General features: G+C 53.2%; 23 protein-coding genes. 9 read left to right on the top strand and 14 right to left on the bottom strand.

The window, feature by feature from the left end; translation table 11 throughout:
* Position 1: 1 nt before the first annotated feature.
* From I4V53_RS07735 to trxA, 7 genes are all read left to right on the top strand, one after another.
* The gene (locus I4V53_RS07735; RefSeq protein WP_195985122.1) at positions 2-1,639 is read left to right on the top strand and encodes a bifunctional anthranilate synthase component II/anthranilate phosphoribosyltransferase; all 1,638 of its coding nucleotides are present in this window, start codon (positions 2-4) and stop codon (positions 1,637-1,639) included.
* Between the two features lie 11 nt (positions 1,640-1,650).
* On the top strand, positions 1,651-2,430 hold the full coding sequence (trpC, locus tag I4V53_RS07730) for an indole-3-glycerol phosphate synthase TrpC (protein WP_195985121.1): 780 nt from the start codon (positions 1,651-1,653) through the stop codon (positions 2,428-2,430).
* Positions 2,427-3,071 (top strand): phosphoribosylanthranilate isomerase, encoded by a 645-nt coding sequence (locus I4V53_RS07725; RefSeq protein ID WP_195985120.1) that lies wholly within the window; start codon positions 2,427-2,429, stop codon positions 3,069-3,071. Before trpC ends, I4V53_RS07725 begins: the two co-directional genes overlap by 4 nt.
* Positions 3,068-4,261 carry a tryptophan synthase subunit beta gene (gene trpB / locus I4V53_RS07720; RefSeq protein WP_195985119.1) on the top strand — a complete coding sequence of 398 codons (1,194 nt, stop codon included), beginning with the start codon at positions 3,068-3,070 and terminating at the stop codon, positions 4,259-4,261. The genes I4V53_RS07725 and trpB overlap by 4 nt, the downstream gene beginning before the upstream one ends.
* Entirely contained in the window at positions 4,248-5,042 is a 795-nt protein-coding gene (gene trpA / locus I4V53_RS07715; protein ID WP_195985118.1) for a tryptophan synthase subunit alpha, read from the top strand. The genes trpB and trpA overlap by 14 nt, the downstream gene beginning before the upstream one ends.
* A 68-nt stretch (positions 5,043-5,110) precedes the next feature.
* On the top strand, positions 5,111-5,791 hold the full coding sequence (cobI, locus tag I4V53_RS07710) for a precorrin-2 C(20)-methyltransferase (protein ID WP_195985117.1): 681 nt from the start codon (positions 5,111-5,113) through the stop codon (positions 5,789-5,791).
* Between the two features lie 130 nt (positions 5,792-5,921).
* Positions 5,922-6,236: a thioredoxin gene (trxA, locus tag I4V53_RS07705; protein ID WP_195985116.1), complete on the top strand. Its 315-nt coding sequence runs from the start codon at positions 5,922-5,924 to the stop codon at positions 6,234-6,236.
* On the opposite strand, the gene I4V53_RS07700 is transcribed toward trxA, so the two are convergent.
* The 6 genes from I4V53_RS07700 to I4V53_RS07675 form a co-directional block, all read right to left on the bottom strand.
* On the bottom strand, positions 6,233-6,913 hold the full coding sequence (locus tag I4V53_RS07700) for a Crp/Fnr family transcriptional regulator (RefSeq protein WP_195985115.1): 681 nt from the start codon (positions 6,911-6,913) through the stop codon (positions 6,233-6,235). The genes trxA and I4V53_RS07700 overlap by 4 nt on opposite strands.
* A gap of 174 nt (positions 6,914-7,087) precedes the next feature.
* Positions 7,088-10,447 carry an alpha-amylase family glycosyl hydrolase gene (locus I4V53_RS07695; RefSeq protein WP_195985114.1) on the bottom strand — a complete coding sequence of 1,120 codons (3,360 nt, stop codon included), beginning with the start codon at positions 10,445-10,447 and terminating at the stop codon, positions 7,088-7,090.
* Positions 10,448-10,707: 260 nt separating this feature from the next.
* Positions 10,708-12,066, bottom strand: coding sequence for an MATE family efflux transporter (locus I4V53_RS07690; protein WP_195985113.1), 1,359 nt, complete (start codon positions 12,064-12,066; stop codon positions 10,708-10,710).
* A 15-nt stretch (positions 12,067-12,081) separates the two neighbouring features.
* The gene (locus I4V53_RS07685) at positions 12,082-14,475 is read right to left on the bottom strand and encodes an ATP-dependent helicase (protein ID WP_286167074.1); all 2,394 of its coding nucleotides are present in this window, start codon (positions 14,473-14,475) and stop codon (positions 12,082-12,084) included.
* A gap of 117 nt (positions 14,476-14,592) precedes the next feature.
* The gene (locus tag I4V53_RS07680) at positions 14,593-15,789 is read right to left on the bottom strand and encodes a sodium ion-translocating decarboxylase subunit beta (RefSeq protein WP_195985112.1); all 1,197 of its coding nucleotides are present in this window, start codon (positions 15,787-15,789) and stop codon (positions 14,593-14,595) included.
* Positions 15,790-15,855: 66 nt separating this feature from the next.
* Positions 15,856-16,230, bottom strand: coding sequence for an OadG family protein (locus tag I4V53_RS07675; protein WP_195985110.1), 375 nt, complete (start codon positions 16,228-16,230; stop codon positions 15,856-15,858).
* A 231-nt stretch (positions 16,231-16,461) separates the two neighbouring features.
* Here I4V53_RS07675 and I4V53_RS07670 point away from each other — a divergent pair, with 231 nt between their 5' ends.
* Together I4V53_RS07670 and I4V53_RS07665 are read left to right on the top strand one after the other, a co-directional pair.
* Positions 16,462-17,304, top strand: a complete 843-nt coding sequence (locus tag I4V53_RS07670; protein WP_195985108.1) for an AraC family transcriptional regulator — start codon at positions 16,462-16,464, stop codon at positions 17,302-17,304.
* A gap of 27 nt (positions 17,305-17,331) precedes the next feature.
* Entirely contained in the window at positions 17,332-17,877 is a 546-nt protein-coding gene (locus I4V53_RS07665) for a DUF1836 domain-containing protein (RefSeq protein WP_195985106.1), read from the top strand.
* A gap of 207 nt (positions 17,878-18,084) precedes the next feature.
* Here the strand turns inward: I4V53_RS07665 and I4V53_RS07660 are convergent, their stop codons facing one another.
* From I4V53_RS07660 to yabP, 8 genes are all read right to left on the bottom strand, one after another.
* Entirely contained in the window at positions 18,085-18,840 is a 756-nt protein-coding gene (locus I4V53_RS07660; protein ID WP_195985104.1) for an exodeoxyribonuclease III, read from the bottom strand.
* A 134-nt stretch (positions 18,841-18,974) separates the two neighbouring features.
* Complete coding sequence (gene hpf / locus I4V53_RS07655; RefSeq protein ID WP_195985102.1) at positions 18,975-19,529, bottom strand: ribosome hibernation-promoting factor, HPF/YfiA family; 555 nt, start codon at positions 19,527-19,529, stop codon at positions 18,975-18,977.
* A 209-nt stretch (positions 19,530-19,738) separates the two neighbouring features.
* Positions 19,739-20,578 carry a fumarate hydratase gene (locus I4V53_RS07650; protein ID WP_195985100.1) on the bottom strand — a complete coding sequence of 280 codons (840 nt, stop codon included), beginning with the start codon at positions 20,576-20,578 and terminating at the stop codon, positions 19,739-19,741.
* Complete coding sequence (locus I4V53_RS07645; protein ID WP_195985098.1) at positions 20,575-21,750, bottom strand: amidohydrolase; 1,176 nt, start codon at positions 21,748-21,750, stop codon at positions 20,575-20,577. Before I4V53_RS07645 ends, I4V53_RS07650 begins: the two co-directional genes overlap by 4 nt.
* Before the next feature lie 82 nt (positions 21,751-21,832).
* On the bottom strand, positions 21,833-22,282 hold the full coding sequence (locus tag I4V53_RS07640) for a S1 RNA-binding domain-containing protein (RefSeq protein ID WP_195985097.1): 450 nt from the start codon (positions 22,280-22,282) through the stop codon (positions 21,833-21,835).
* A 48-nt stretch (positions 22,283-22,330) separates the two neighbouring features.
* The gene (locus I4V53_RS07635) at positions 22,331-22,633 is read right to left on the bottom strand and encodes an FtsB family cell division protein (RefSeq protein ID WP_195985095.1); all 303 of its coding nucleotides are present in this window, start codon (positions 22,631-22,633) and stop codon (positions 22,331-22,333) included.
* A complete protein-coding gene (gene yabQ / locus I4V53_RS07630; RefSeq protein ID WP_195985093.1) occupies positions 22,614-23,183 on the bottom strand; it encodes a spore cortex biosynthesis protein YabQ in 570 nt (189 codons plus the stop codon). Before yabQ ends, I4V53_RS07635 begins: the two co-directional genes overlap by 20 nt.
* Positions 23,184-23,199: 16 nt before the next feature.
* The gene (gene yabP / locus I4V53_RS07625) at positions 23,200-23,484 is read right to left on the bottom strand and encodes a sporulation protein YabP (protein ID WP_195985091.1); all 285 of its coding nucleotides are present in this window, start codon (positions 23,482-23,484) and stop codon (positions 23,200-23,202) included.
* Positions 23,485-23,526 lie beyond the last annotated feature (42 nt).

Below are 23,526 nucleotides of genomic sequence, written 5' to 3'. Positions count from 1 at the left end.
CATGATTTTATTGATCGATAACTACGATTCTTTCACCTATAATCTGTATCAAACGATCGGCAAATTTTATCAGGACATTCTGGTCCGCCGCAACGATGAAATCACACTGGAGGAAATCGAATCGCTCGCGCCCCAGGCGATCGTGATCTCTCCCGGGCCCGGGTATCCGGACAAGGCGGGGATTTCCGTCCCGGTCATCCAGACCTTCAGCGGCAAAATCCCGATTCTGGGCGTATGTCTGGGTCACCAGGCGATTGCACAGGCATTTGGCGGCAAAATTGTCCACGCCAAAACACTGATGCACGGCAAGGACAGCGAGATTACACTCTCTGTAAAAAGCCCGCTGTTTTTCGGCCTGCCGGAAAAGGCCATTGTGGGCCGCTACCATTCCCTGATTGCGGAACGGGAAAGCCTGCCGGACTGCCTGGAGGCGATCGCGGAGGATGCGGAAGGCCAGGTGATGGCGGTGGCGCACAGGGAACATCCCACTTACGGCGTGCAGTTTCACCCGGAATCCATCCTGACCGAATGCGGTTCTAAAATCCTGGAAAACTTCTGCGACCGCATTGCGGGGCTGCCTGTCACCGGGCGTACGGCGGCTTCGATTCCCCCGGCGCAGCGCAATCTCCTGAAGCCTTATATCTTTAAGGCCATTGAGGGCATCGATCTGACCGAGGAAGAAGCCATCGAAGCGATGGACTGCATCATGTCCGGCGGCGCGACCGACGCACAGATTGCCTCCTTTGTTACCGCTCTGCGCATGAAGGGAGAAACCATTCCGGAGATTACCGGTTTCGCGCGCGTCATGCGCCAAAAGGCCGAGGCGATGCCGGGCTGCTCCGCTTCCATCGACATTGTCGGCACAGGCGGAGACATGGCCAGCACGTTTAATATCTCCACTACCTCCGCCTTTGTGGCGGCCGGAGCCGGCGCGCACGTCGCCAAGCACGGAAACCGCAGCGTATCCAGCAAAAGCGGCGCGGCGGACGTATTGGAAGCCCTCGGCGTAAAGATCGCCATGAGCCCGCAGCAGGCGGCAACCAGCCTGCAAACCTGCGGCCTCTCCTTCCTGTTCGCGCAGTCGTTCCACGGCTCCATGCGGTTTGCCGCCGCGCCGCGCCGTGAAATCGGCGTGCGTTCCGTCTTTAACATTTTGGGCCCGCTCTCCAATCCGGCGCTGGCGGAGTACATTCTGCTCGGCGTCTACGACGAAGAGCTGATGGAACCCATGGCCAAAGTGCTGATGAACCTCGGCATCAAAGGCGCCATGGTAGTCCATGGCAGCGACGGGCTGGATGAAATCACGATTTCCGACACTACACAGGTCTGTGAAATCAAAGACGGCAAATTGATTAAATACGCGTTGGATCCGCGCGACTACGGTTTTGCGCTGGCGGATAAAACTGCCGTTGTGGGCGGCACCGCACAGCAAAATGCGGACATCACCCTTTCCATTTTAAATGGCGAACCTGGCCCACACCGCGACATCGTGCTGCTCAACGCCGGATGCGCGCTATATACCGCACAGGTCGCGGAAAGCATTGAACAGGGCATCGCGCTGGCGGCACAGTCCATCGATTCCGGCGTAGCGCTTGCCAAGCTGAACGCCCTCAAAGAATTCACCAACAACATGCAATAAGAGGAACACATATGATCTTAGATGAAATTGTAGCAAACCGCCGGTTGCAGCTTGAACGGGAAAAGGCGGCTCTTCCGCTGGAACGCGTAAAAACACAGGCGTTGGAACGCACGGAACCCATCCGGGACTTCGCCGCCGCTCTGCGGGGCGAGCGGCTCTCCGTCATTGCGGAGGTCAAAAAGGCTTCTCCCTCCAAAGGGCTGATCTGCGCAGACTTCCATCCGGTAGAAATTGCCAGAGCCTATGAGGCAAACGGCGCAAACGCTCTGTCCGTTTTGACGGAGGAACACTATTTTCAGGGCAGCAGCCAATACCTGCGCGCCATTCGTACGGAAGTAAACCTGCCCATCTTGCGTAAGGATTTTATCATCGATCCCTATCAAATTTATGAAGCGCATGCAATGGGCGCGGATGCGATTCTGCTGATCGCCGCACTGCTCGATACCAAAACGCTCCGGGATTTCGCCGGCATTGCACACGGCCTGGGACTGCACTGCCTGACGGAGGTCCACAACGAGGAGGAGCTCGCTTCCGCTTTGGCGGCACAAAGCGACATCATCGGGATCAACAACCGCAACTTAAAGACCTTTACCGTCGACCTGGCCGTCACGCAGCGCCTGGCACAGCTGGTACCCGCAGAACTGACGCTTGTTTCTGAAAGCGGCATCCGAAACAATGCCGATATGAAAGCGGTTCGGCAGTACGGCGCGGACGCTGTCCTGATCGGAGAAACGCTCATGAGAAGCGGAGACATCGCCGCTTCTCTCACAGAGCTGAGGGCGGACGCATGAAAGTCAAACTCTGCGGCATCCGCCGCCCGGAGGATATTTCGTATGTCAATGCGTTCCCTCCGAACTACATCGGGTTTGTATTTGCCAAAAGCAAACGGCAGGTTACAGCAGAGACCACCGCCGCACTGACGCAACAATTGCGGCAGGACATTCAGACCGTCGGAGTCTTTGTGAACGAGCCGCTGGAAAGCTTGCTGCATATTGCACAAACCGCCCGGTTAAACGTCCTCCAGCTGCACGGAGACGAGGACGACGCTTACATTGCCGTCCTGCGGCAGCGCACAGGCCTGCCGGTCTGGAAAGCCATACGGGTCACGGATGCGGAAAGCCTGCAAAGAGCGGATCGCCTCCCCGTTGACCGGCTCCTGTTGGACAGCTTCTCCCCCGCCGCCTACGGCGGCACAGGGCAAACGGCAAACTGGGCGATTATCCGAACCGCACGCCCTCAAAAGCCGTTTTTCCTTGCGGGCGGATTGACGATCGACAATCTGGAAGAAGCGATTGAGTCGGTCCGCCCCGACGGCGTGGATCTCTCCGGCGGTATTGAGACCGGCGGCTGTAAAGATCGGGAAAAAATCAAGGCGGTTGTCGAGCGAGTTCGACAGATCGATTACCAATACAGAAAGGGACTGAACCAATGAATACAACAGGGAGATACGGCGAATACGGCGGGCAGTATGTGCCGGAAACCGTCATGAACGCCGTTCATGAGCTTGAGGCGGCTTACGCCAAATATAAGGACGATCCGGTATTTCAAGCAGAGTTGGCCGCCTATTACAAAGATTACGCGGGACGCCCCTCCATGCTATACTTTGCCGAAAAGATGACCAACGATCTGGGCGGCGCTAAAATCTATATCAAGCGGGAAGACCTGAATCACACCGGTTCTCACAAAATTAACAATGTGCTGGGACAGATTCTGCTGGCAAAGCGCATGGGCAAACAGCGCATTATCGCCGAAACCGGCGCGGGCCAGCACGGCGTGGCAACGGCGACGGCCGCCGCGCTCTTTGGTATGGAATGCGAGGTCTACATGGGCGCGGAGGACGTGGAACGCCAATCCCTGAACGTGTACCGCATGCAGCTTTTGGGCGCCAAGGTGACGCCTGTGCACAGCGGCACCGCCACTTTAAAGGACGCGATCAACGAGGCCATGCGCGACTGGGCGACGAATATTGAAAACACTTACTACTTGATCGGTTCTGTCATGGGGCCGCACCCCTACCCGCAGATGGTCCGCGACTTCCAGAAAATCATCGGCGAGGAGGCCAAACGTCAGCTGATGGAGCGTGAGGGCAAACTGCCGGACGCCGTCTGTGCCTGTGTGGGCGGCGGCTCCAACGCCATGGGCATGTTCTATGATTTTATTCCGGACGCTTCCGTTCGCCTGCTGGGTGCGGAGGCCGCCGGAGAAGGCGCGGAAACCGCGCGCACCGCCGCGACGCTGACCAAAGGCCGCGCCGGTATTTTCCATGGAATGAAGTCCATCTTTTTGCAGGATGAAGAAGGACAGATCGCACCGGTTTACTCCCTTTCCGCCGGGCTGGATTATCCCGGTATTGGGCCGGAGCACGCGCGGCTCGCCCAAACAGGCCGCGGCGAATACTACGCCATTACGGACGAAGAGGCTATTTGCGCTTTTGAATACCTTTCCCGGATGGAGGGCATTATCCCCGCCATCGAATCCGCCCACGCGGTCGCGCTGGCACGGAAGATCGCGCCGGCCATGCGCCGGGATCAAACGATGATTATCTGTCTTTCCGGCCGCGGCGATAAGGACGTTTATCAGGTAGCAAGATACAGGGGGGTACTTCTCAATGAACAGGATTGACGCGAAATTTGCAACGCTCCGGGAACAGGGCCGCAAGGCGCTGATTCCCTTTATCACAGCGGGAGACGCGGGGTTGGAAACAACGGAAAAGCTGGTGGAACAATTGGAAGCGTCCGGCGCAGACTTAATCGAGCTGGGGATTCCCTTCTCCGATCCCATCGCGGAGGGTCCCGTCATTCAGGAAGCCAGCGTACGCGCGCTGCAAAACGGCACAAAGCTGGTGGACGTCTTTGCGCTGGTCAAGCGGCTGCGGGAAAAGACGCAGGTTCCTCTGTTGATGATGCTGTATCTGAACAGCATTTTTGGATTCGGCACAGAGCGCTTCTTCCAATTGTGCGCGGAATGCGGTGTGGACGGCGTGATCGTCCCCGATATGCCGTATGAGGAAAAAGGGGAAATCCAGGATATAGCGGACCAATACGGCGTCCACTCCATCAGTCTGGTCGCCCCCACCTCTCACGACCGCATTGCCATGATCGCCAAAGATGCAAAAGGCTTTTTGTACTGTGTCTCCTCCACCGGCGTCACCGGCACGCGCAGCAGTTTCCAGACAGATTTCGGCGCGTTCTTCGGTTCGATCAAGCAGCACGCAAAGGTTCCCTGTGCGGTCGGATTCGGCATCTCCGGGCCGGAGCAAGCCGGGCAGATGGCCGCCTATTGCGACGGCGCAATCGTCGGCAGCGCCGTTGTCAAACTGGTCGCGCAATATGGCAAAGAGAGCATCGAACCGGTCGGCGCTTTTATCGCCTCCCTGCGCGACGTACTGGACAAAGCCAACTAATCCTTGCATTTTACTGCCCGCCATGATACCATGATACCCTGTGAAACATAAAAGGGAGGATGGAATCTATGGCGGGAATTTTATATTGTGTTGGCGTCGGCCCCGGAGATCCGGAGCTGTTAACCAGAAAGGCAGCGCGCCTGATACAAAGCTGCCCGGTTGCCGCCGCGCCCGGTGGAACAAAAAGCGTCGCATATCAAATCGCTTTGCAGGCCGTGCCGGAGCTTTCTCAAAAAAGCTGCCTCGATCTGCATCTGCCGATGACGAAAGACCAGACCCTTTTGCAGGAGAGCCACGACCGGGCAGCGAACCAAATCCTCGCGGTTCTAGAGCGAAAGCAGGACGTTGCCCTGCTCACCTTGGGGGATCCCTCCATCTATTCCACCTGCATGTACTTGCAGGAGCGCGTGCAAAACGCCGGCTGCTCCGTGCAAATCGTTCCCGGCGTCCCTTCCTTCTGCGCCGCTGCGGCAGCGCTCGGCGTCAGCCTGACGGAAGCGGATCAGCCCCTGCGAATTCTGCCCGCTTCTTACCCCTGCACAGAATCGGAATTGGAAGGTCCCGGCACCAAGATTTTAATGAAAAGCGGAAGGAAATTCGCGCAGATTAAACAGGTGCTGCGGGATAAAGGGCTAGGGGACAGAACCATGATGGTACAGAACTGCGGCATGGAGGACGAGCGGATTTATTCCTCTTTGGCAGATGCGGAGGAACAGGCTGGTTATTTTACCCTGCTGATCGTAAAATAATAAAGCGCCGTGCGGGCAATGGATATACCATTCCGCACGGCGCTTTTCCGTTCCGGTGATTTAATCACAGAACAAATTCCAAATTCTCCATATACTGATAACAAATCAAACAACAAAGGAGATCGTACTCATGTCTGTGATGCATATTACAAAAGAAAACTTTACACAAGAGGTCCTGCACTCTTCCACACCCGTCCTGATTGACTTCTGGGCTCCCTGGTGCGGCCCATGCCGGATGCTGGCCCCGCTGATCGACCAATTATCGGAAGAGCTTGCGGATTCCGTCAAAGTGGCAAAGGTCGATGTAGACGCACAGCCGGAACTGGCCTCCCTGTTCGGCGTCGTCAGTATTCCCACGCTGATCGTCATGCAGGACGGCAAGGTGGTGGACCAGTCCGTCGGCCTGAAAGCCAAACAGCAGATCAAACAGATGCTTCCCATTTAATCTGCTGCGGAACGTGCCGTCAGCCCTTTTCGGTTTAATATGGCAATGCCTTTTCGGGAAACGGAAACCAGCCCTTCCCCCTGGAAATACTTCAGCATACGGGTGACCACCTCCCTGGCGCTTCCCATGTGCCGCGCGATTTGCTCATGCGTCAGCGTGACAGTATCGGAGGCCTCCAACGCAGACTGCTCCAGCAGGAATATGGCAAGCCTGCGGTCAAATTTCATAAAGACTACCTGCTCCATCACCCACATGACGTCGGAAAAGCGGGAAGAGATCGTTTCCTGCAAAAAGGTTTCCACCGCCAGATTCTTTTTACTCATTTGCTCAAAAACCGCCGCGTTGGTCAAAAACAGCACAGAATCTGTTTCTGCTTCTACGTATACGGTAAAGGAGATATTCCGTAAAATACAGGAGGCGGACAGAAAACACACGTCGCCGTCCAGCAGGCGGTACAGCGTGATTTCCTTGCCTTCTTCGGACATCCGATAGGCGCGGAGCTGGCCCTCTTGGACCGCCAGCACACCGGTACATTTTTCCTGGCCGCCATGCACCTGTTTTCCCTTTGTATAGACCGCCTTTTGCGTATTGGCCGCCAGAAATTTTTTCTCCGTTTCGGAAAGCTTTTTCCAGAATGGAAAAGCCTCTGATAAAAACTGCAAATCCAACGCGTCCATCGGTTCCCCCTCCTCTTTCTATATTAGTATAACACAATCGTTTTAAAAAGACTAAATCAGGAAAAGAAACAGAGCCCGGAAGATACTTCCGGGCTCTGTTTGGGATATAAGGAGTTTGTTTGAGAATATGAATTACACCTGTTATGAGAAAAAAACTGCTCATTAATAAAAGTCTCAGCCGATCGTCACAACGCACTGCAGCTGCGGCGCCTGTCCAGGCAGGGTGGTGTACACGCCGGTCTGCTGGCCGGGCGCTCCAACGGCCCATACGCGGTAATAGAAATCGTTTCCGATTCTGGTGACAAACTGCGTCTTCAATACGGTTCCGTTGCCAACTGTAAAGCCTGGAACCGCGGCGCTGCCGTCTGTTACCGTCATTTTAAAGCAATAGGCGCTGCCGCGTTTGATTGCGAACGGCAAGGTCGTATCCGATACGACGGATATGGATTTCTCCGCAGGAACGGCGGGCATTGTGACTGCGGCAACCGTATTCTCGGAAGGCCGGGGGCTTCTGCCGGAGCTGCCGCCGGAACTGTTGTGCGTCTTGTTTTCCTTTTCCAATCCATCGATTGCTCCCCGCAATTCCTCTGTGCGGGCGTCCACAAACGGCTGGTCCTCTTCCCCAAGGGTATTGTCGCCTTCCGCAGCTTTTGCATTCTCCAGCGCTTCCAGAAGCCTGGCCGCGCTCTTGGCTGTGTATCCGCTCAGGTCAATCGACTCCGCCGTACGGATGGTACCCTTCAATGCGTCCTTGTTCGCCGCCTTGCGCAAATTTGACAATGCTTCCGCCAGCGCATCTACGGCTTCGTTCACATCGCTTTGGAGTGCGTCCCGATCGTCCGCCAGCTGTTCCGCCGCCGCGAGCACTTCCGCCAGCTCCGCTTTTCCGTCGTCTAAATAGACATCCAGATCAAGCCCCTTCGCTGTGGAGATCATCAATTCCAGATAGGAAGTATCTGCACGGTGAACCAGGGCCAGCATCGCCTGCTCCAACCTGTCGGCCGCCTCAGTAATCTCATCGTCCATGGCGTTCTCATCCGCCGCTGTCTTTTTACCGTCTATCAAGGCGATGCGGAACTCCTCCACATACAACGTTGTATAATCGTTCAAATCCATCTCTTCCGCAACATCGATCAGGTATTTCAGATGGCTCTTATCGCCCTTTACAAAGTCGATGCAGTGCAATGCCTTCAGGAGCGTACTCCACGCTTCGTCGATCTCTTCCTGGGTGGACGTCAGGTTTTCTTCTACTTCCGCCGCCCTTGCAAGCGCTTTTTCCATCGCTTCCTTTACTGCCGGCAGAATGGTTTCTTCATCTATCTTTTTCATAGCATCTTCTGCGGCCTTCATCACCACACGCAGAACCTGTTTATTCACAATGGTAAAGGCGAACATTGTATGCCGGTCTTCATTTGGAGACACCGTATACGTAAAGAGACCTGAATCATTCACCTTCCATGCAGTTCCGTTGACAGAAACAGCAGCAAGCTCTCTGCCCTCAACTGCCGGTACAAAGGCCAGCACTACTTCTTCATCCGTTACATCCGCGGTAAAGCGGCCGATCAGGTCGGCAAGCCTCTGCGCTTCCCCATTAACCGTGAGCTTCACATTTTTGCTATAGGTCACGCTGTACTGGGAGGGCTTCACGTCGCCGGAAAGCACCACGGTGCTGTACGGCGCGATGGTCAGGCTGCCGTTCTCCAGCTTTGAAATGGTATCCACCTGCAATTGTTTGACAAGCTTGCCAAACGAGCCATAGGTACCGTCCGCCTTCACCGTTACCGTAACGGCTTCTCCCGTCAGGTTTGTCGCCACCAGGACGCTGTTGTTGTTCGTCATGCGGATATAGGAAGCAACGCTTTCATTCCCAAAGTCGTATTCCGCTACGTCGCCGTCTCCCAGAGCCGGAATTTCTTTGCGCCAACGAAGCAGCTCTTTATAGTGGGACAAGATGGAAGCCGGATCATCCTCCTGCGCCTCCACGGAAGTTTCACCGCCCAAGCTGTATTGATTCTTACCCGCCAGCCAATCGGTCAGGCCAGGACCCTCGTTGCTCTCATACCACGGCATGGGCTCACGGATATTCTGGTCCGGCTTCATGCCTTCCAGACCGACTTCCTCCCCGTAATAGATAAAGGGGTTGCCCGGCAGAGTCAGATACAAAGACGCCGCCACTTTTGCATGGTCCTTGTTCCCCTCCATGACGCTCATTGTACGGTTCTGGTCATGGTTCGTCAGGAATGTACAGTCAATAAATTTGCCGTTGGAGGCAAAGCCGAACTTGTCAAAGGTTTCGCAGAGTTCGGAGACAAAGCCGCCGTTGGTCTCATTTTTGGCGGTTTCCAGAAGCTCGCCAGCCAGGCTGAAATCAAACGTGCTTTCCAGCGCGCCGTCCTGCACAAACGGCACCATTCGGTCCGTATTCTGCTCCCAGACCTCGCCGACCAGGAACACATCCGGATTGACCTCTTCCATGCCCGTGCGGAAATCCTTCCACCACGCGGCGTTTTTGTCCGCGATTTCCGGGGTGTACATGGTATCCAGGTAGTCTCCGTAGATGTGGCGCGCCGCATCCAGACGGAAACCGTCCACGCCCTTCTCCAGCCAGAACTGTCCGGCGCGGATCATCTCTTCGTGTACTGCGGGAGTGTCATAGTTCAGGTCCGGCATACCGCCGCCAAACAATCCCAAATAGCGGTATCCCGGCGCAAGATTGGATTTCTGCCACACGCGCTTGTTGCCGGAATGCGCGTCGTCTGTCGCGTTGTTGTCCTTGTCCTCGTCGTAATCCGTACTTTTTTCAATCTTATAATAGTCGCGGTATGGGCTGGTTTCCGGATTGGTAATCGCGTCCACAAACCAGGGATTGTTCCGGCTGGAATGGTTGACCACCAGATCCATAATGACCCGGATTCCATGCTCATGCGCCGCATCCAGCATATTTTTAAAATCTTCCATCGTGCCGTAGTCCTGCTCCACGTCGTAATAGTCCACCGTATCATAACCGTGGTAGCTGCCGGATTCTGTGACCGGCATCAGCCAAATTCCGGTGATTCCCAGGTCCTGCAGGTAATCCATTTTGCTGGCAAGCCCATTAAAGTCTCCGATACCGTCGCCGTCGGAATCGCAGAAAGCGCGCACAAAGATTTCATAATAGGTATCGGACGGCTGCTCATCGATGATTCCCGTTGGGATTTCCACCCAGTAGGCATAGACCGTCATGTCCTGTTCAACCGGCGTGTCAATGTAGAACAGCGTACCTTCGCCATTCAGCTGCGTATACCAGCCCTTAAAGGCATAGCCGGGCTTCGAGGGATTTTCCGGAAGTAATATAGTACCGCCCGGTGTTGTCTCAATTGAGGAAAGCGCCGTTCCTCCCTGTGAGTCAAAGGAAACGGTTACCGCCTCCTGAGAAACACTAATTCCTGCGTCTGCTCCGTTCTGCACCGGGGCCGCCATTCCGGCCGTTCCGGCAGAGGTCAGCAGCATGGCCGCTAATAATAAAGCAACCAGTTTTTTACCTGCTTTTGACATTTTTAACTCCTCCTTATTCTTGATACACTCTACGAATGTGCGATGGGTTCACCTCTCTTTCTTTTTTTGTTTCAATTGGATAACAAAAGGAAGCATTCAATGAACCTGTGTTTCTTTTGCTATCTGACAATTTCATTATAAGCGTTAAGTTTTAGAGCGTAAATATCAAAAAATAGCGATTCATATTGATTTTTCCGGTTGTTATCCATATAAAAAACAGACCTGTGGATTACCACAGGCCTGTTGGGGGATTGATCGTCTTATAAGGTTTTCAGCGTATTCCGATACAGTCTTACGAACAGGAAGATACTGGCAATCAAAGAGGCAATCTCCGCAATTGGAAACGCATACCAGATGGGCCGCAATCCAATTTGAGACAGCAGAAACGCCGCCGGAAGCAATACCACCAGTTGGCGCAGGACTGAAATAATCAGGCTGCTGACGCCGCGTCCCACCGCCTGGAAGACCGTGGAGAACAGGATACCCATCGCCGCCGGCATAAAGCACAGGCTGATCGTCCGCAACGCCGGTACTCCGATCTCCAGCATGTTCTGCGACGCATTAAAGATCATCAGAAGCTGTCCCGGAATTGCCCAGAAGAGCAGCATACCGCATCCCATAATGACCAGCGCAATAATAGACCCGATCCGTATCGTGGACATCAGGCGGCTTTTTTTGCGCGCGCCGTAATTGAATCCGATAATCGGCATAATCCCCTGCGTCAAGCCAAACACCGGCATAAATACAAAAGACTGCAGTTTAAAATATACGCCGAAGAACGCAACCGCCGTCTCCGTAAAAGCGATCAGGATCGCATTCATTCCCATAACCATCACAGAGCCGATCGACTGCATGATGATGGCCGGGAAACCAACCGAATAAATATTTTTAATGGTGCCCCAATCAATATGGAACCCGCGGAAATGAATCGTTACCTCATGCTCTTTAATAAAAATGACCACAATCGAAACGATCATTGCCAGAATCTGTCCGGCTACCGTCGCAATCGCCGCACCTGCTACGCCCATCTTCGGCATGCCGAACATACCAAAAATAAAAATCGGGTCCAAAATGATATTGGTTACCGCGCCGATCAGCTGAAAAATCATCGGCCAAATCATATTGCCCGTCGCCTGCAGCGTCTTCTCAATATTGACCTCTACAAAAATACCGAAAGAAAAAATGCAGACGATGCTCATGTACTGTTGGCCCATCTCAATGACTTCCTGCGTACCGGTAAACGCGGCAAAGAACATACGGGAGCAGAACAGGCCAAAAATTGCAAACAAAACCCAGTTGAAAACCCCCAGCACAATGCCGTGCGTGGCGGCGCTGTCCGCGTCCGCACGTCGGTTTTCTCCCAGGCGCCGTGAAATCAGGGAGTTAATTCCCACCGCCGTACCCACGCCGACCGCAATCAACAGGTTCTGGATGGGAAATGCAAGCGAAACCGCCGTCAAAGCGTTTTCGCTGATTTTGGCGACGAAATAGCTGTCCACTACATTGTACAAGGCCTGCACCAGCATGGAAAACATCGCCGGCAGGGACATGGACAGGATTAACGGGAAAACCGGTGCGGTTCCCATTTTATTTTGCCGCAGTTTTGTTGTCTCTTCCATGGATCTCCTCTTCTCTTAAAGTCGTGTCAATCTCGCAAAATTCGCCATTAACTTCTTTGTGCCTACCTTGTCAAAGGCTATTTCCAGCAGGGTATCATTCCCCATCGGCGTCGCCGATAATATGGAACCTTCCCCAAATGTCTTGTGGGAAACCTGATCGCCTACGCGGAGCGGCTCCGCGGGCGCATGGCCCTGCTCCAGGCTGGACGGGCCAAAGTGTCGCGCCGCATTGGCGGAAATGGTCCGAGCCTCAAACGAGGAAGTCGGCAGAACAACACCGGGCTTCGGCTTCTTCCACTCTCTGGAACGGCTGTAGTCAATCAGTTCGGCTGGGATTTCCTCTATAAAGCGGGACGACTTGTTGCGGGATGTGCTGCCGAAGATCATACGGCTTTCCGCATTGAGTACGTTCAGCTCTTCCCGTGCGCGGGTAATTGCAACATACGCCAGGCGGCGTTCCTCTTCAATCTCATTCGGGTTGTAAATGGCCTGCAATCCCGGGAATATGCCCTCTTCAAAGCCCGGCAGGAAAACCACCGGGAATTCCAGTCCCTTTGCGGAATGCATGGTCATCATAACGACGGAATCCGCTGTCGCGTCAAAGTTGTCAATATCCGTCATCAACGCGACTTCCTCCAGGAAGCCGGAAAGGCTCGCTTCCTCCCCGTTGTCCTCCGCATATTTGATGATGTTGGAAGCCAATTCGTTGATATTGTCAATGCGGTCCTGCGCGTCGTCGTTTTCCGCCGCCTGCAGCGCCTCAATGTAATTTGTCTTTGTCAGGATCATATGATACAGCTCATTCAGGCTCACGGTCTCATCGTTCGCAGCCTCAATCAAGGACTGCATGATCTCCGCAAACTGCAGCAGCTTGGGAGATGTCCGCTTGAGCGGCTCATACTCGTCCGCACGGCAGATGACACTGAACAGGTCCTCCCCCACTGTGTTGGCAATCTCCGTCGCCTGTGCGATTGTCTTGTCGCCAATAGAACGCTTGGGCTGGTTGATGATCCGGCGCAGGCGAATTTCATCCGCCGGATTGTTAATCACGCTCAAATACGCGATCATATCCCGGATTTCCTTGCGCTCATAGAACCGCAGGCCGCCGATGATCCGGTACGGAATGCCGGACTTCACAAAAACCTTTTCCAAAATGTTGGACTGAGAGTTCATGCGGTAAAGAATTGCGTAATCGGCGTATTTGCGGCCGCCGGCAACACCCTCCAGAATCTTTTTTCCAATATAGTCGGCCTCGTCCTGCTCGCTGAAGGACGTGTGTACGCCGATCTTCTTTCCCTCCGGATTGTCGGTCCACAGCGTCTTCCCTTTTCGCTCCGTGTTGTTGGCGATAACCGCATTTGCCGCATTCAGGATGTTCTGTGTGGAACGATAGTTTTGTTCCAGTCGGATCACCTTTGCGCGGGGGAACGTCTGCTCAAAGCTCATAATGTTTTCAATGGTTGCGCCGCGGAATTTATAAATACTCTGATCGTCGTCGCCCACTACACAAATATTCTGCCGCTTTTCAGCCAGCAGTTTGACAAAAACATACTGCGCATGGTTGGTATCCTGGTACTCGTCCACCATGATATAGCGGAACTTTTCCTGGTAATATTCCAAAACCTCGGGACATTCCTGGAACAGGCGCACCGTGTTGCAGATCAGGTCGTCAAAGTCCATTGCGTCGGCCTCTTTCAGGCGTTTCTGATAAAGCTGGTACGCCTGCGCGATCATGGCCAGGCGATTATCGTTCCCTGCCTGTTTGGCGTACTCTTCCGGTAAAATCAGGCTGTCTTTTGCATGCGAGATAGAGGACAGGATCGTCTTATGAGAAAGAATCTTGTCGTCAATCCCCAGCGCCTTCTGACACTCCTTCATCAGCCGGCGCGAATCGTCTGTGTCATAGATGGTAAAGTGGCTGGTGTACCCGATGCGCTCTCCATCCTTACGCAGCATGCGTGCGCAAGTCGAATGGAATGTGGATGCCCAGATATCGCCGCCATCCTCTCCCAGCATGGCAATCAGACGATTTTTCAGTTCCCCCGCCGCCTTATTCGTAAAGGTTATCGCCAAAACCTGCCATGGGCGGCAGGGATAGGAAGCCAACCTGCGGCGTATTTCCCCGGAAAGGGAAGCGTCCGATTCCGCGGAAGTTTGCAGCAAGGCATATTCTTCCTCCGTTAAATCCTCCGGCACCGCTGTGCTGTGATACGCGCCGCCCCAGCGGATCAAATTCGCAATCCGGTTGACCAGCACGGTAGTCTTTCCGCTTCCTGCGCCCGCCAGAATCAGCAACGGGCCATCCGTATGGAACACAGCCTCCTTTTGGCGGTCGTTCATACGGGAAAACTCTTTCTCCATTACTTTTTTTCTCAGTCTGAGGATCTCATTTGCTCTCATTTCATTCATCGTTTTCGCTCCTCACCACATCGTCAAAACAAATCCATCAATTAAATACCCGCACGCTAGATAGTGTGCGGGTATTTTCTCTTCTACTATTCAGTTGCTGCAACCAAAAAGACGGTATTATCCAAGAATACTGATCAGAACACCGGCCGCAACAGCGGAGCCGATCACACCCGCCACATTCGGGCCCATTGCATGCATCAGCAGGAAGTTGCTCGGGTTTTCCTCCTGACCGACCTTCTGGCTGACACGCGCCGCCATCGGTACGGCGGAAACGCCTGCGGAACCAATCAACGGGTTGACCTTGCCATGGGTGATAACACACATCAGCTTGCCAAACAGGACGCCGCCAGCAGTGCCAAAGCAGAACGCCAGCAAGCCAAGAATGATGATACCGATCGTCTGCGGGCTGAGGAACACGGTTCCCGTTGCGGTTGCACCGACCGTAACGCCCAGGAAAATCGTAATGATATTCATCAGTTCGTTCTGCGCCGTATTGGCAATACGTCCCACTACGCCGCTTTCACGCATCAGATTGCCCAGCATCAGCATGCCAACCAGCGGGGCCGCATCCGGCAGCAAAAGGGAAATAATAATCGTAACAATGATCGGGAACAGAAGCTTTTCCAGTTTGGAAACCGGGCGCAGCTGCTCCATCACGATCATACGCTCTTTCTTAGTGGTAAGCGCCTTCATAATCGGCGGCTGAATAATCGGAACCAACGCCATATACGAATACGCCGCGACCGCAATTGGTCCCAACAACTCCGGAGCCAGCTTGGAGGTTACATAAATTGCCGTCGGGCCGTCCGCACCACCGATGATGGCAATGGAACCCGCCTGCTGCGCTGTAAAGGCAAGGTTGGGGATATTGAGGTTTCCGATAAAAATAGCGCCAATAAACGTAATAAAGATACCAACCTGAGCCGCAGCACCAAGCAGGAAGCTTTTGGGGTTTGCAATCAGCGGGCCAAAGTCCGTCATTGCGCCGATCCCAAGGAAGATCAGCGGCGGATAAATACCCAATTTAACGCCCTGATATAAGTAATAGAATAAACCGCCGTTTGCCGTATCGGTCGGCGCGGCCATGATCGCCGGATAAAGGTTTACCATCAGCATACCAAACGCAATCGGCAAAAGAAGAAGCGGTTCAAACTCCTTTTTAATTGCCAGATAGAACAGTACGCATGCAATCGCAATCATTATGTAATTGCGCCAGTCATTGCTCGCAAATCCAGAGGTCTGGAAAATGTCTACAACGGAACTCAAAAACTCATTGATGATCTGCACTGAAAATGTCAGCCCTTTCTTTTTCATATTGCCGCGGAGAGGCACAGCCTGTCCACAGCGGAGTCGCGCATATGCGGATAATCGGTTCCCGGTTTAGAAGGGGCGTGTATTTTCCAGCCTTCCAGCTTCTCCCCAGATGGAGCGCGGATTGGAGGCGGCACGCTTGACGGAACGGATCGCCGGAGCGGCGGAACCGTACGTCATATAGACGGCGGCGGCAATAGCTGCCACCACTTCGCCGGAAATACCTTCCTCCACTGCAATCGCCGGCTTTGGCGCGGGCGCCGCAACAGGGGCCGGTTTTTCTTCAGCCTGTGTTTTGTTACTGGCCTTTTTCTTCATCATGCTGTGAATTGCGCCGCCATAAACCTTGATGACGATCGTCAGAAAAACCAGCATTGCAAAGACAACGACCAAACCTGTGAGTAAAACTGTGAGCGAGAGTAAAACTTCGTTTTGTGGATCCATTTGATATACCCCATTCTTCCTAAAGATTCTAGAGTGCTGCGATCTATGGGCCTGCCAAGTAGTTAAATAAACAACAATTCATATTATAACCGATAACAAGATCAATTTCAATGAATTTTTCGTATAAAATACGTTTTCTTTTTCATTAATTACCGCAGGGGAATTGCATAACCGGCTGGGACGAATTATAATAGAGTTGCTTGGTATCTGCACTTTTGGGAGGAGTTAAATATGACGAATGAAGAGTTCCGGCGCTCCTTTAAAGTCCCTTACCATAATAACCTGGGGCTTGCTGTTTACAGCTGTGGCGTGCAGCGGTGCGCCGCCGGACACAGTTGGGGACCTGCCATTCGCGACCACTACCTCATCCATTATATCGTCTCCGGAAAGGGCGTTTTTTCTTCAAAGGGAAACGTACACCAACTTTCTGTTGGGGACGGCTTTCTGGTCCTGCCCTCCTGCGTCGCTTCCTACTCCGCTGATGAGCAGGATCCCTGGGAATATTGCTGGGTCGGCTTTAACGGCAGCGATGCAAAGCGGCTGATTGAACAGACCGGGTTGAGTGAGGACGCGCCTGTATTCCATTGCGAACACGACGGAAAGCTGGAAGGCCTCTTGACCGATATCTGCAATGTTTCCGGCTCCTCCCCAGCTAATGAAGCGCGCATGCTGGGCGGGCTGTTCTACTTTCTGGGAGAATTGATTGACCGTTTGGGAAGCATCTCCGCGCAGCATACGACCGGCTATGAGTATGTGCAGAAAGCCATTAAATTCATTGATTACAATTATTCCCGCGACATTGACATTGAGGACGTTGCGGCAAGCGCAGGCATCAGCCGCAGCCATTTATACCGCATTTTTATGCAGCATCTCTCCATGCCGCCAAACGAATACCTGATGCGTTACCGTGTGAACAAGGCGGCGGCGTTGCTCAAAGCGGGCAATCTTTCTGTGGGAGAAGTCGCGTATTCCACCGGTTTTTCCGACCAGCTGTACTTCTCGCGGGTTTTTAAGCGGCATATGGGCGTGCCGCCCAGCCGCTATCTTAATCAAAAAAATCACGCGCGTCTCTGACCGCGTTTTATATTGAAAGGAGCTTTTATGAGCGAGGCAGTTGATAAAATATGCGCATGGACCAGGGAGACGGAGCAATACATGCCGGTGGAATGGAACCGCCTGCCGGAAATCTATCTCTATATGGATCAGGTGCTGACTTATATGAACAAACAGCTTGCGCCGTTTGAGCGGTCGGACGCTTCCAGTCTGATTACCTCCAGCATGATCAACAATTACGTTAAGGACGGCGTCTTGCCGCGCCCGGAGCAAAAGAAGTATTCCAGGGAACACCTCGCCATGCTGACGGTCATCTGCCTGCTGAAACAGGTCCTTTCCATTCCGGACATCGATATGTTGATGAAGGATCTTCTTTCCACAGAGAGCAACGCAAACATGTACGACCGTTTTTGTTCCGCACAGGCAGACGCACTGCAAAATGTGTGTAAACGGGTGGATGAAGCCGTCCCCGAGGGAGAATCCGCTCTTGCCCGTTTGGCAATCGAGCTGTCCATCGAAGCAAATGCGCGCCGGACCGCTTCCGAACGAATTCTCAGTGAATTGTCGGCTGCCCGCAGGGATGATAAAAAATAGTTGTGTCTTTCTGGTTAATCTGGCAGAGAAGGGTTTTTAAATACTTTTGACTGACTCGTAGAAAAGGGTTTATTGTTGCACGCGGAAGCGGAAAATCTATGATTTTTCGATGTAATAAAAAGTGAAAGACAACTGTGTATTGCGCCGGGATTGTATGTATCAATCCCGGCGCTCTTTTGTTTATAAAAGATTCGCTGTATCTTCCAGTCACAGTTCGATTTGCAGTTCCACCGGACAATGATCGCTTCCCATCACCTCCGGATGAATTTCACTGGCTTGCAGCTTGTCCCGAAGACGGTCGGAAATCAGAAAATAATCGATGCGCCAACCCGCGTTTTTCTCTCGTGCATGAAACATATAGCTCCACCAGGTATAGGCCCCAACCGCATCCGGATGCAGGAAGCGGAAGGTATCTGTAAAGCCGCCTGTCAGCAGCTCCGTCATCTTTTCCCGCTCCTGGTCAGAGAAACCCGCGTTTCCCCGGTTGGTCTTGGGATTTTTCAAGTCAATCTCCTGATGCGCGACGTTCATATCGCCACAAACAATCACCGGCTTCTTCGCATCCAGCTTCTTCAGGTACGCGCGGAACGCATCCTCCCAGCTCATGCGGTAGTCGATTCGGGCCAGCTCCCGCTGCGCGTTTGGGGTATAGACCGTAACCAGATACCAGTCCGGGAACTCCAGCGTGATCACGCGGCCTTCTCCCTCATGCTCCTCCACGCCAATCCCATATTGGACCTGCAGCGGCTCCATGCGGGAAAAAACAGCGGTACCGGAATATCCCTTTTTAATGGCAGAATGCCAATATTGACGGTATTCCGGCAAATCAAGCTCCACCTGCCCGGGCTGCAGCTTTGTCTCCTGCAGGCAGACGACGTCCGCGTCAATCTGGTTAAAAAAATCCATAAAGCCTTTATTCAAGCAGGCTCGCAGCCCGTTGACATTCCAGGAAATCAGTTTCAACGTATATTACCTCTCTCTTCATAATTTAAATTCTGCACTGTTTTACGAAGCTATTGTACCACAAAAAGGCGCGCTGCAACCAAAAAATCGTTGCAGCGCGCCCATTCATTTTTGTCTAAGACACATAAAATCGTTTATTCCGCGTCCGGCTCCAAAAGTCCATAATCGCCGTTCTTCCGCTTATAGACCACATTGATTTCCCCGTTCGTCTCATTGCGGAACATAAAGAACTGATGGCCCAGCATGTTCATCTGCAGGATCGCTTCCTCCACACTGAGCGGCTTTACAAAGAAATGCTTGACACGCACAATGTGGTATTCCTCATCGGCGTCCGCAACCGGTTCCAATACAGGCTCTTCCTCCGTGAAATCGCCCAGATACTGGTCGATCGCGCCGGAGTGGATTTTCTTTTCCAGCTTGGTCTTGTTCTTGCGGATCTGCCTGCCCAGCGCGCTCATCACCTGATCCAGCGCGTCGTTCATTTCCATCGCCGTGGACTCCGCGCGATAAATCATGCCGCGCTGTTTAATTGTTATCTCAACCGTCTGACGGTTTTTTTCAAGAGTTACCACCACATTTGCATCCGCATCTTCGTCAAAGATTCGCTCAAAACGGGAAAGCTTTTTTGTCGCAAGCTCCTTGAAATTGTCCCTTAAAGTAACCTTTCTTCCGGTAATGGTAATCTTCATAATAACATCTCCTTCTTCCGTTTGCGCACCCGGCACAGCAAAGCCGCTCTGGCGTCCCCTGTCATGTTCGGACGCACAACGTTGTAATATCTGGCAACTTGTCTTTCACAGACCGGCGAAAAAGGAATCCTCCGGACGCCTGTCCGTGATAAGATCTCCCATTACCTATAATATAACATAGTTGCTAAATAAAAGAAAGCTTTTTGCGACTAAATTGTAATATTTTTATGACGCGTGACATGACAACCCACATTGACCGCAACCGGAAGCCCCGCAATATGCGTTGGAAACTGTGCAATATGTACGCTGAGGGCTGTCGTTTCTCCGCCGAACCCCTGCGGCCCAATCTGCAGCGCATTGACCGCTTCCAGCATTTTTTCCTCCAGCTCCGCGTAAAACGGATCTCCGTTCGGCTCGGACACGGGGCGGCAGAGCGCCTCTTTTGCAAGCTGCGCGCACCTCTCGAAATCGCCGCCGATTCCAACCCCCAGCACCATCGGCGGGCAGGGATTGCTTCCCGCCGCCTGAGCGGTCTCCGCGACAAAACCGACAATGTCGTCGATTGTCGCGGACGGCGTAAACATTTTGATCCGGCTCATATTTTCGCTGCCAAAGCCCTTTGGCGCAACCGTCAGAGAAAGCTTGTCCCCCGCCACCAGACGCGTATGCAGAATGGCAGGCGTGTTGTCCCCCGTATTTCCGCGGCGGATCGGGTCCGCCACGACAGAGCAACGCAGCAGCCCGTCAAGATACCCCCGGCGCACACCCTCGTTGACAGCTTCCTCAAAGTTGCCGTTGATGTGGACCTCCTGCCCCACTTCTGCAAAGACGACAGCCATACCGGTATCCTGGCAGACCGGTATTTGCAGTTCCCTGGCCGCATCCATATTGCTGCACAAATCGCACAGGATGGACTTCCCCAACGGAGACGTTTCCTGTTCCGCCGCCCGATGGATGCAGGACTCCAGGTCCTGCGGCAGCACACGGTTTGCGTCAATGCAAAGCTGTTTTACGGCGTTGACAATCTGTTCTGCCTGTATCTCTCTCATGGCCGTTCCATCCTTTCCATCTGCACCTGTTCGCCACGGGCAAATACCATTCTGGGCTTTGCCGCAACTGTCAGCGGATCTCCATCAAACAAAACCATATCCGCATCCTTGCCAATTTCCAGCGTGCCTACACGGCTGTCAATCCCGCAGATTTGAGCCGGATGAACCGTGATGGCGCGCAAGGCGTCCTCATGCCGCATGCCTTCCCGAACGGCAAGCCCCGCACAAAGGGGCAGGTATTGAATCGGGATCACCGGATGATCCGTGATGATCGCGGTCGGCACACCATTGCCCGCCAGCACACCGGGCGTTTCCGGCGTCAAATTGCGCAACTCCGGTTTACTGCGGTCGCAGAGAAACGGTCCGGACAGCACACGCGCACCTTCCTCCCGCAGCGCGCCTGCCACCAGATGCCCTTCGGTGCCGTGGATGACTACGTAATCCAATTGAAACTCTTTGGCAATCCGCACCGCTGTAAAAATATCGTCGGCGCGGTGGGCATGGAAATGCACCTCTGTTTCCCGCCGCAGGGCCGGTAAAAGCGCCTCACATTTCATATCGTATTCCGGCAGGTCAAACTCTTCATCCTGCTCTGCGCGTTCCTTTTCTTCCATATAGCGCTTCGCCTTATAGAGCTGTTCACGAATCAGCGCCGCCGTACACATACGGGTACAGGGGGCCTGATTCTTGCCGTGGTAAACGGTCTTTGGATTTTCCCCCAGCGCCATTTTGATCGCGACCGGCGCTTTAATAATCATCTGGTCGATACAGCAGCCATACGTTTTGATTGCCGCCATCTGGCCGCCGATCGCGTTCGCACTGCCCGGTCCTGTGACCACCGTGGTGATGCCCGCGGCCAGCGCCTCGCGGAAACAACGGTCGACCGGATTAATGGCGTCGATCGCCCGCATCTGCGGCGTAACCGGATCTGTCTCCTCATTTCCATCGTCCCCCTCGAAGGTGAGCCCGTCCTCCCACATGCCAAGGTGGGTATGCGCATCGATAAAGCCGGGGTACAGCCCCGCTCCCTGTGCATCGTACACGATTTCTTCTTCACTGGGCTTAACCGGCATTGGCCCCATCTCCCGAATCACACCGTCTTCGGCGCGCAGATATCCATTTTCAATATTTTGGCCTGTCATAGTATGCAAAAACGCATTGATAATCAGCATACGCTTCCTCCTGTCAATTTGACTGAACACAAGTATAGAATCTGCAAAAAAGCGGAGTGCATGCACTCCGCTCATTTTTTCTTTATTTTGGCTGTCCGGACCCGCCGCCGTGACGGGAATACCCGCCGCGCTTGGAATCCATACAGCGCTTTAAATCAGACATTTTTTCGTCGCTGGTCTGTTTAAACCGGGACATCATGTCTTCAAAACTGGCCGGTTCACTTTTCCGACCCTGCCATTCGTAATTCCCCGGCCGTACAGGACGCTGTACAGGAGCAGAACTTCTGGGAGGCGGCGGCGCAACAGCCTTTTTGATTGAGAGACTGACCTTGCCTTCCTCACTGATGCTCATCACTTTTACTTTAACCACTTGGTTTTCCGTGACATAGTCGCGGATCTCCTTGACAAAAGTCGGCGCAATCTCCGAAATATGGACCATACCGGTCTTGCCGCCCGGCAACTCTACAAACGCGCCAAAATTGGTAATCCCTGTAACCTTCCCTTCCAGAACGGCTCCTACCTCAAGCTGCATATGTAAGTGTTTTCCTCCTTAAGCAAAGCTGTTTCCTGCTCCGCGGGTTTAATCCCCTGCGATATTGACAAACACGCGCTCTCCCGGCCGGGCATAATTGAGGTCTTCGCGGGCCACACGTTCAATGTACTCGCTGTTTTCCTCATCGCCAGCTTCCAGCGAATGTTTGATATCGTCGTTTTTGATCTCCTGAATTCGAATTTGCTCCTGGAGTTCCGCCAGCTCCTGGCTTCTCTCGCTGATCTGCACCTGCTGATTCACCAGAGCAAATACGATATAGACGGCAAAGGACATGATAGCAATGCGCAAAAGAAAGCTTCCCCGCTGCTTCTTAGTTTTGATAACTTTCATGCTTTGGATCCGCCCTCCTCTTTGACCGCTTTTTTTGTTCTTTCTGAAGCTTTTGTTTCTTCTGCTTCTTTTTGGATTTCTTGGAACCATTATACACTATATCCTTACGTTGTTTCAAGCGGTTTTTGCGCTTTGCCCGGCTTTTTTTTACTTTGTCCGCTGCCTTGGCAACTTTCTTTCCAATCCAGCGCCCAATTGCACCGCCAATCTTTTTCAGCGGGTTAAACAGGCAAATATCCAGCACCTTACGAATAAAGCGGAAAATACGGATACTGATCAGGCCGACGGTAAGAAAATAGACGCAAAAGCCGATCCCCTCCCCCGCAAGGATATAGAACCGCACTTCCCCCATGCAGGCGGCCAGGGACAGCAGAAACGTGACGATCGCCGCCACGGTCATAAAAACAATATCGCCCCAGAACACATGGGAAGGCGTACTGCGCAGCATCGTCCGGGTAATTTTTAAAACATCGTACAGGATCGCCAGGGCAAAGCCCACCCCAATGGCGAGCAGAAACCCCTGCATCTGCACCGCAAGCGACAATTCCACAAGGCTTCACTCCCTATCATTTGAACAGCTTGGAAAAGAGTCCGCCTCCGGTGCTCTGCGGCTCGGCATAGGAAAGGCTTGCGATCTCGCCGTCCAGGGTGAGTTCTCCTGTTTCAATATTCAGCTTGTTGATATGCAGATTTCTGCCCTTGACGATCAGCTCTCCCAAATCTGTATAAGCCACAATGGTCTGTTCATCAAAGCTGTCCACATTGGAAACGCCGGTCGCGGTAAAATTCTTTCGATTTTCCAATATGACACTGTGGGGCAATTTGCCCACGGTCTTTTTTTCCTCTGTCATGCTGAACTCCTCCCACTGCTTTTTGGTAATCAATGCTGCCCG

It is taken from the genome of Clostridium sp. D33t1_170424_F3 (assembly GCF_015667585.1).
Classification (GTDB): domain Bacteria; phylum Bacillota; class Clostridia; order Oscillospirales; family Acutalibacteraceae; genus Anaeromassilibacillus.
The sequence above is the reverse complement of the archived record's forward strand: the minus strand, read 5'-3'. Positions and strand labels throughout refer to the sequence as shown.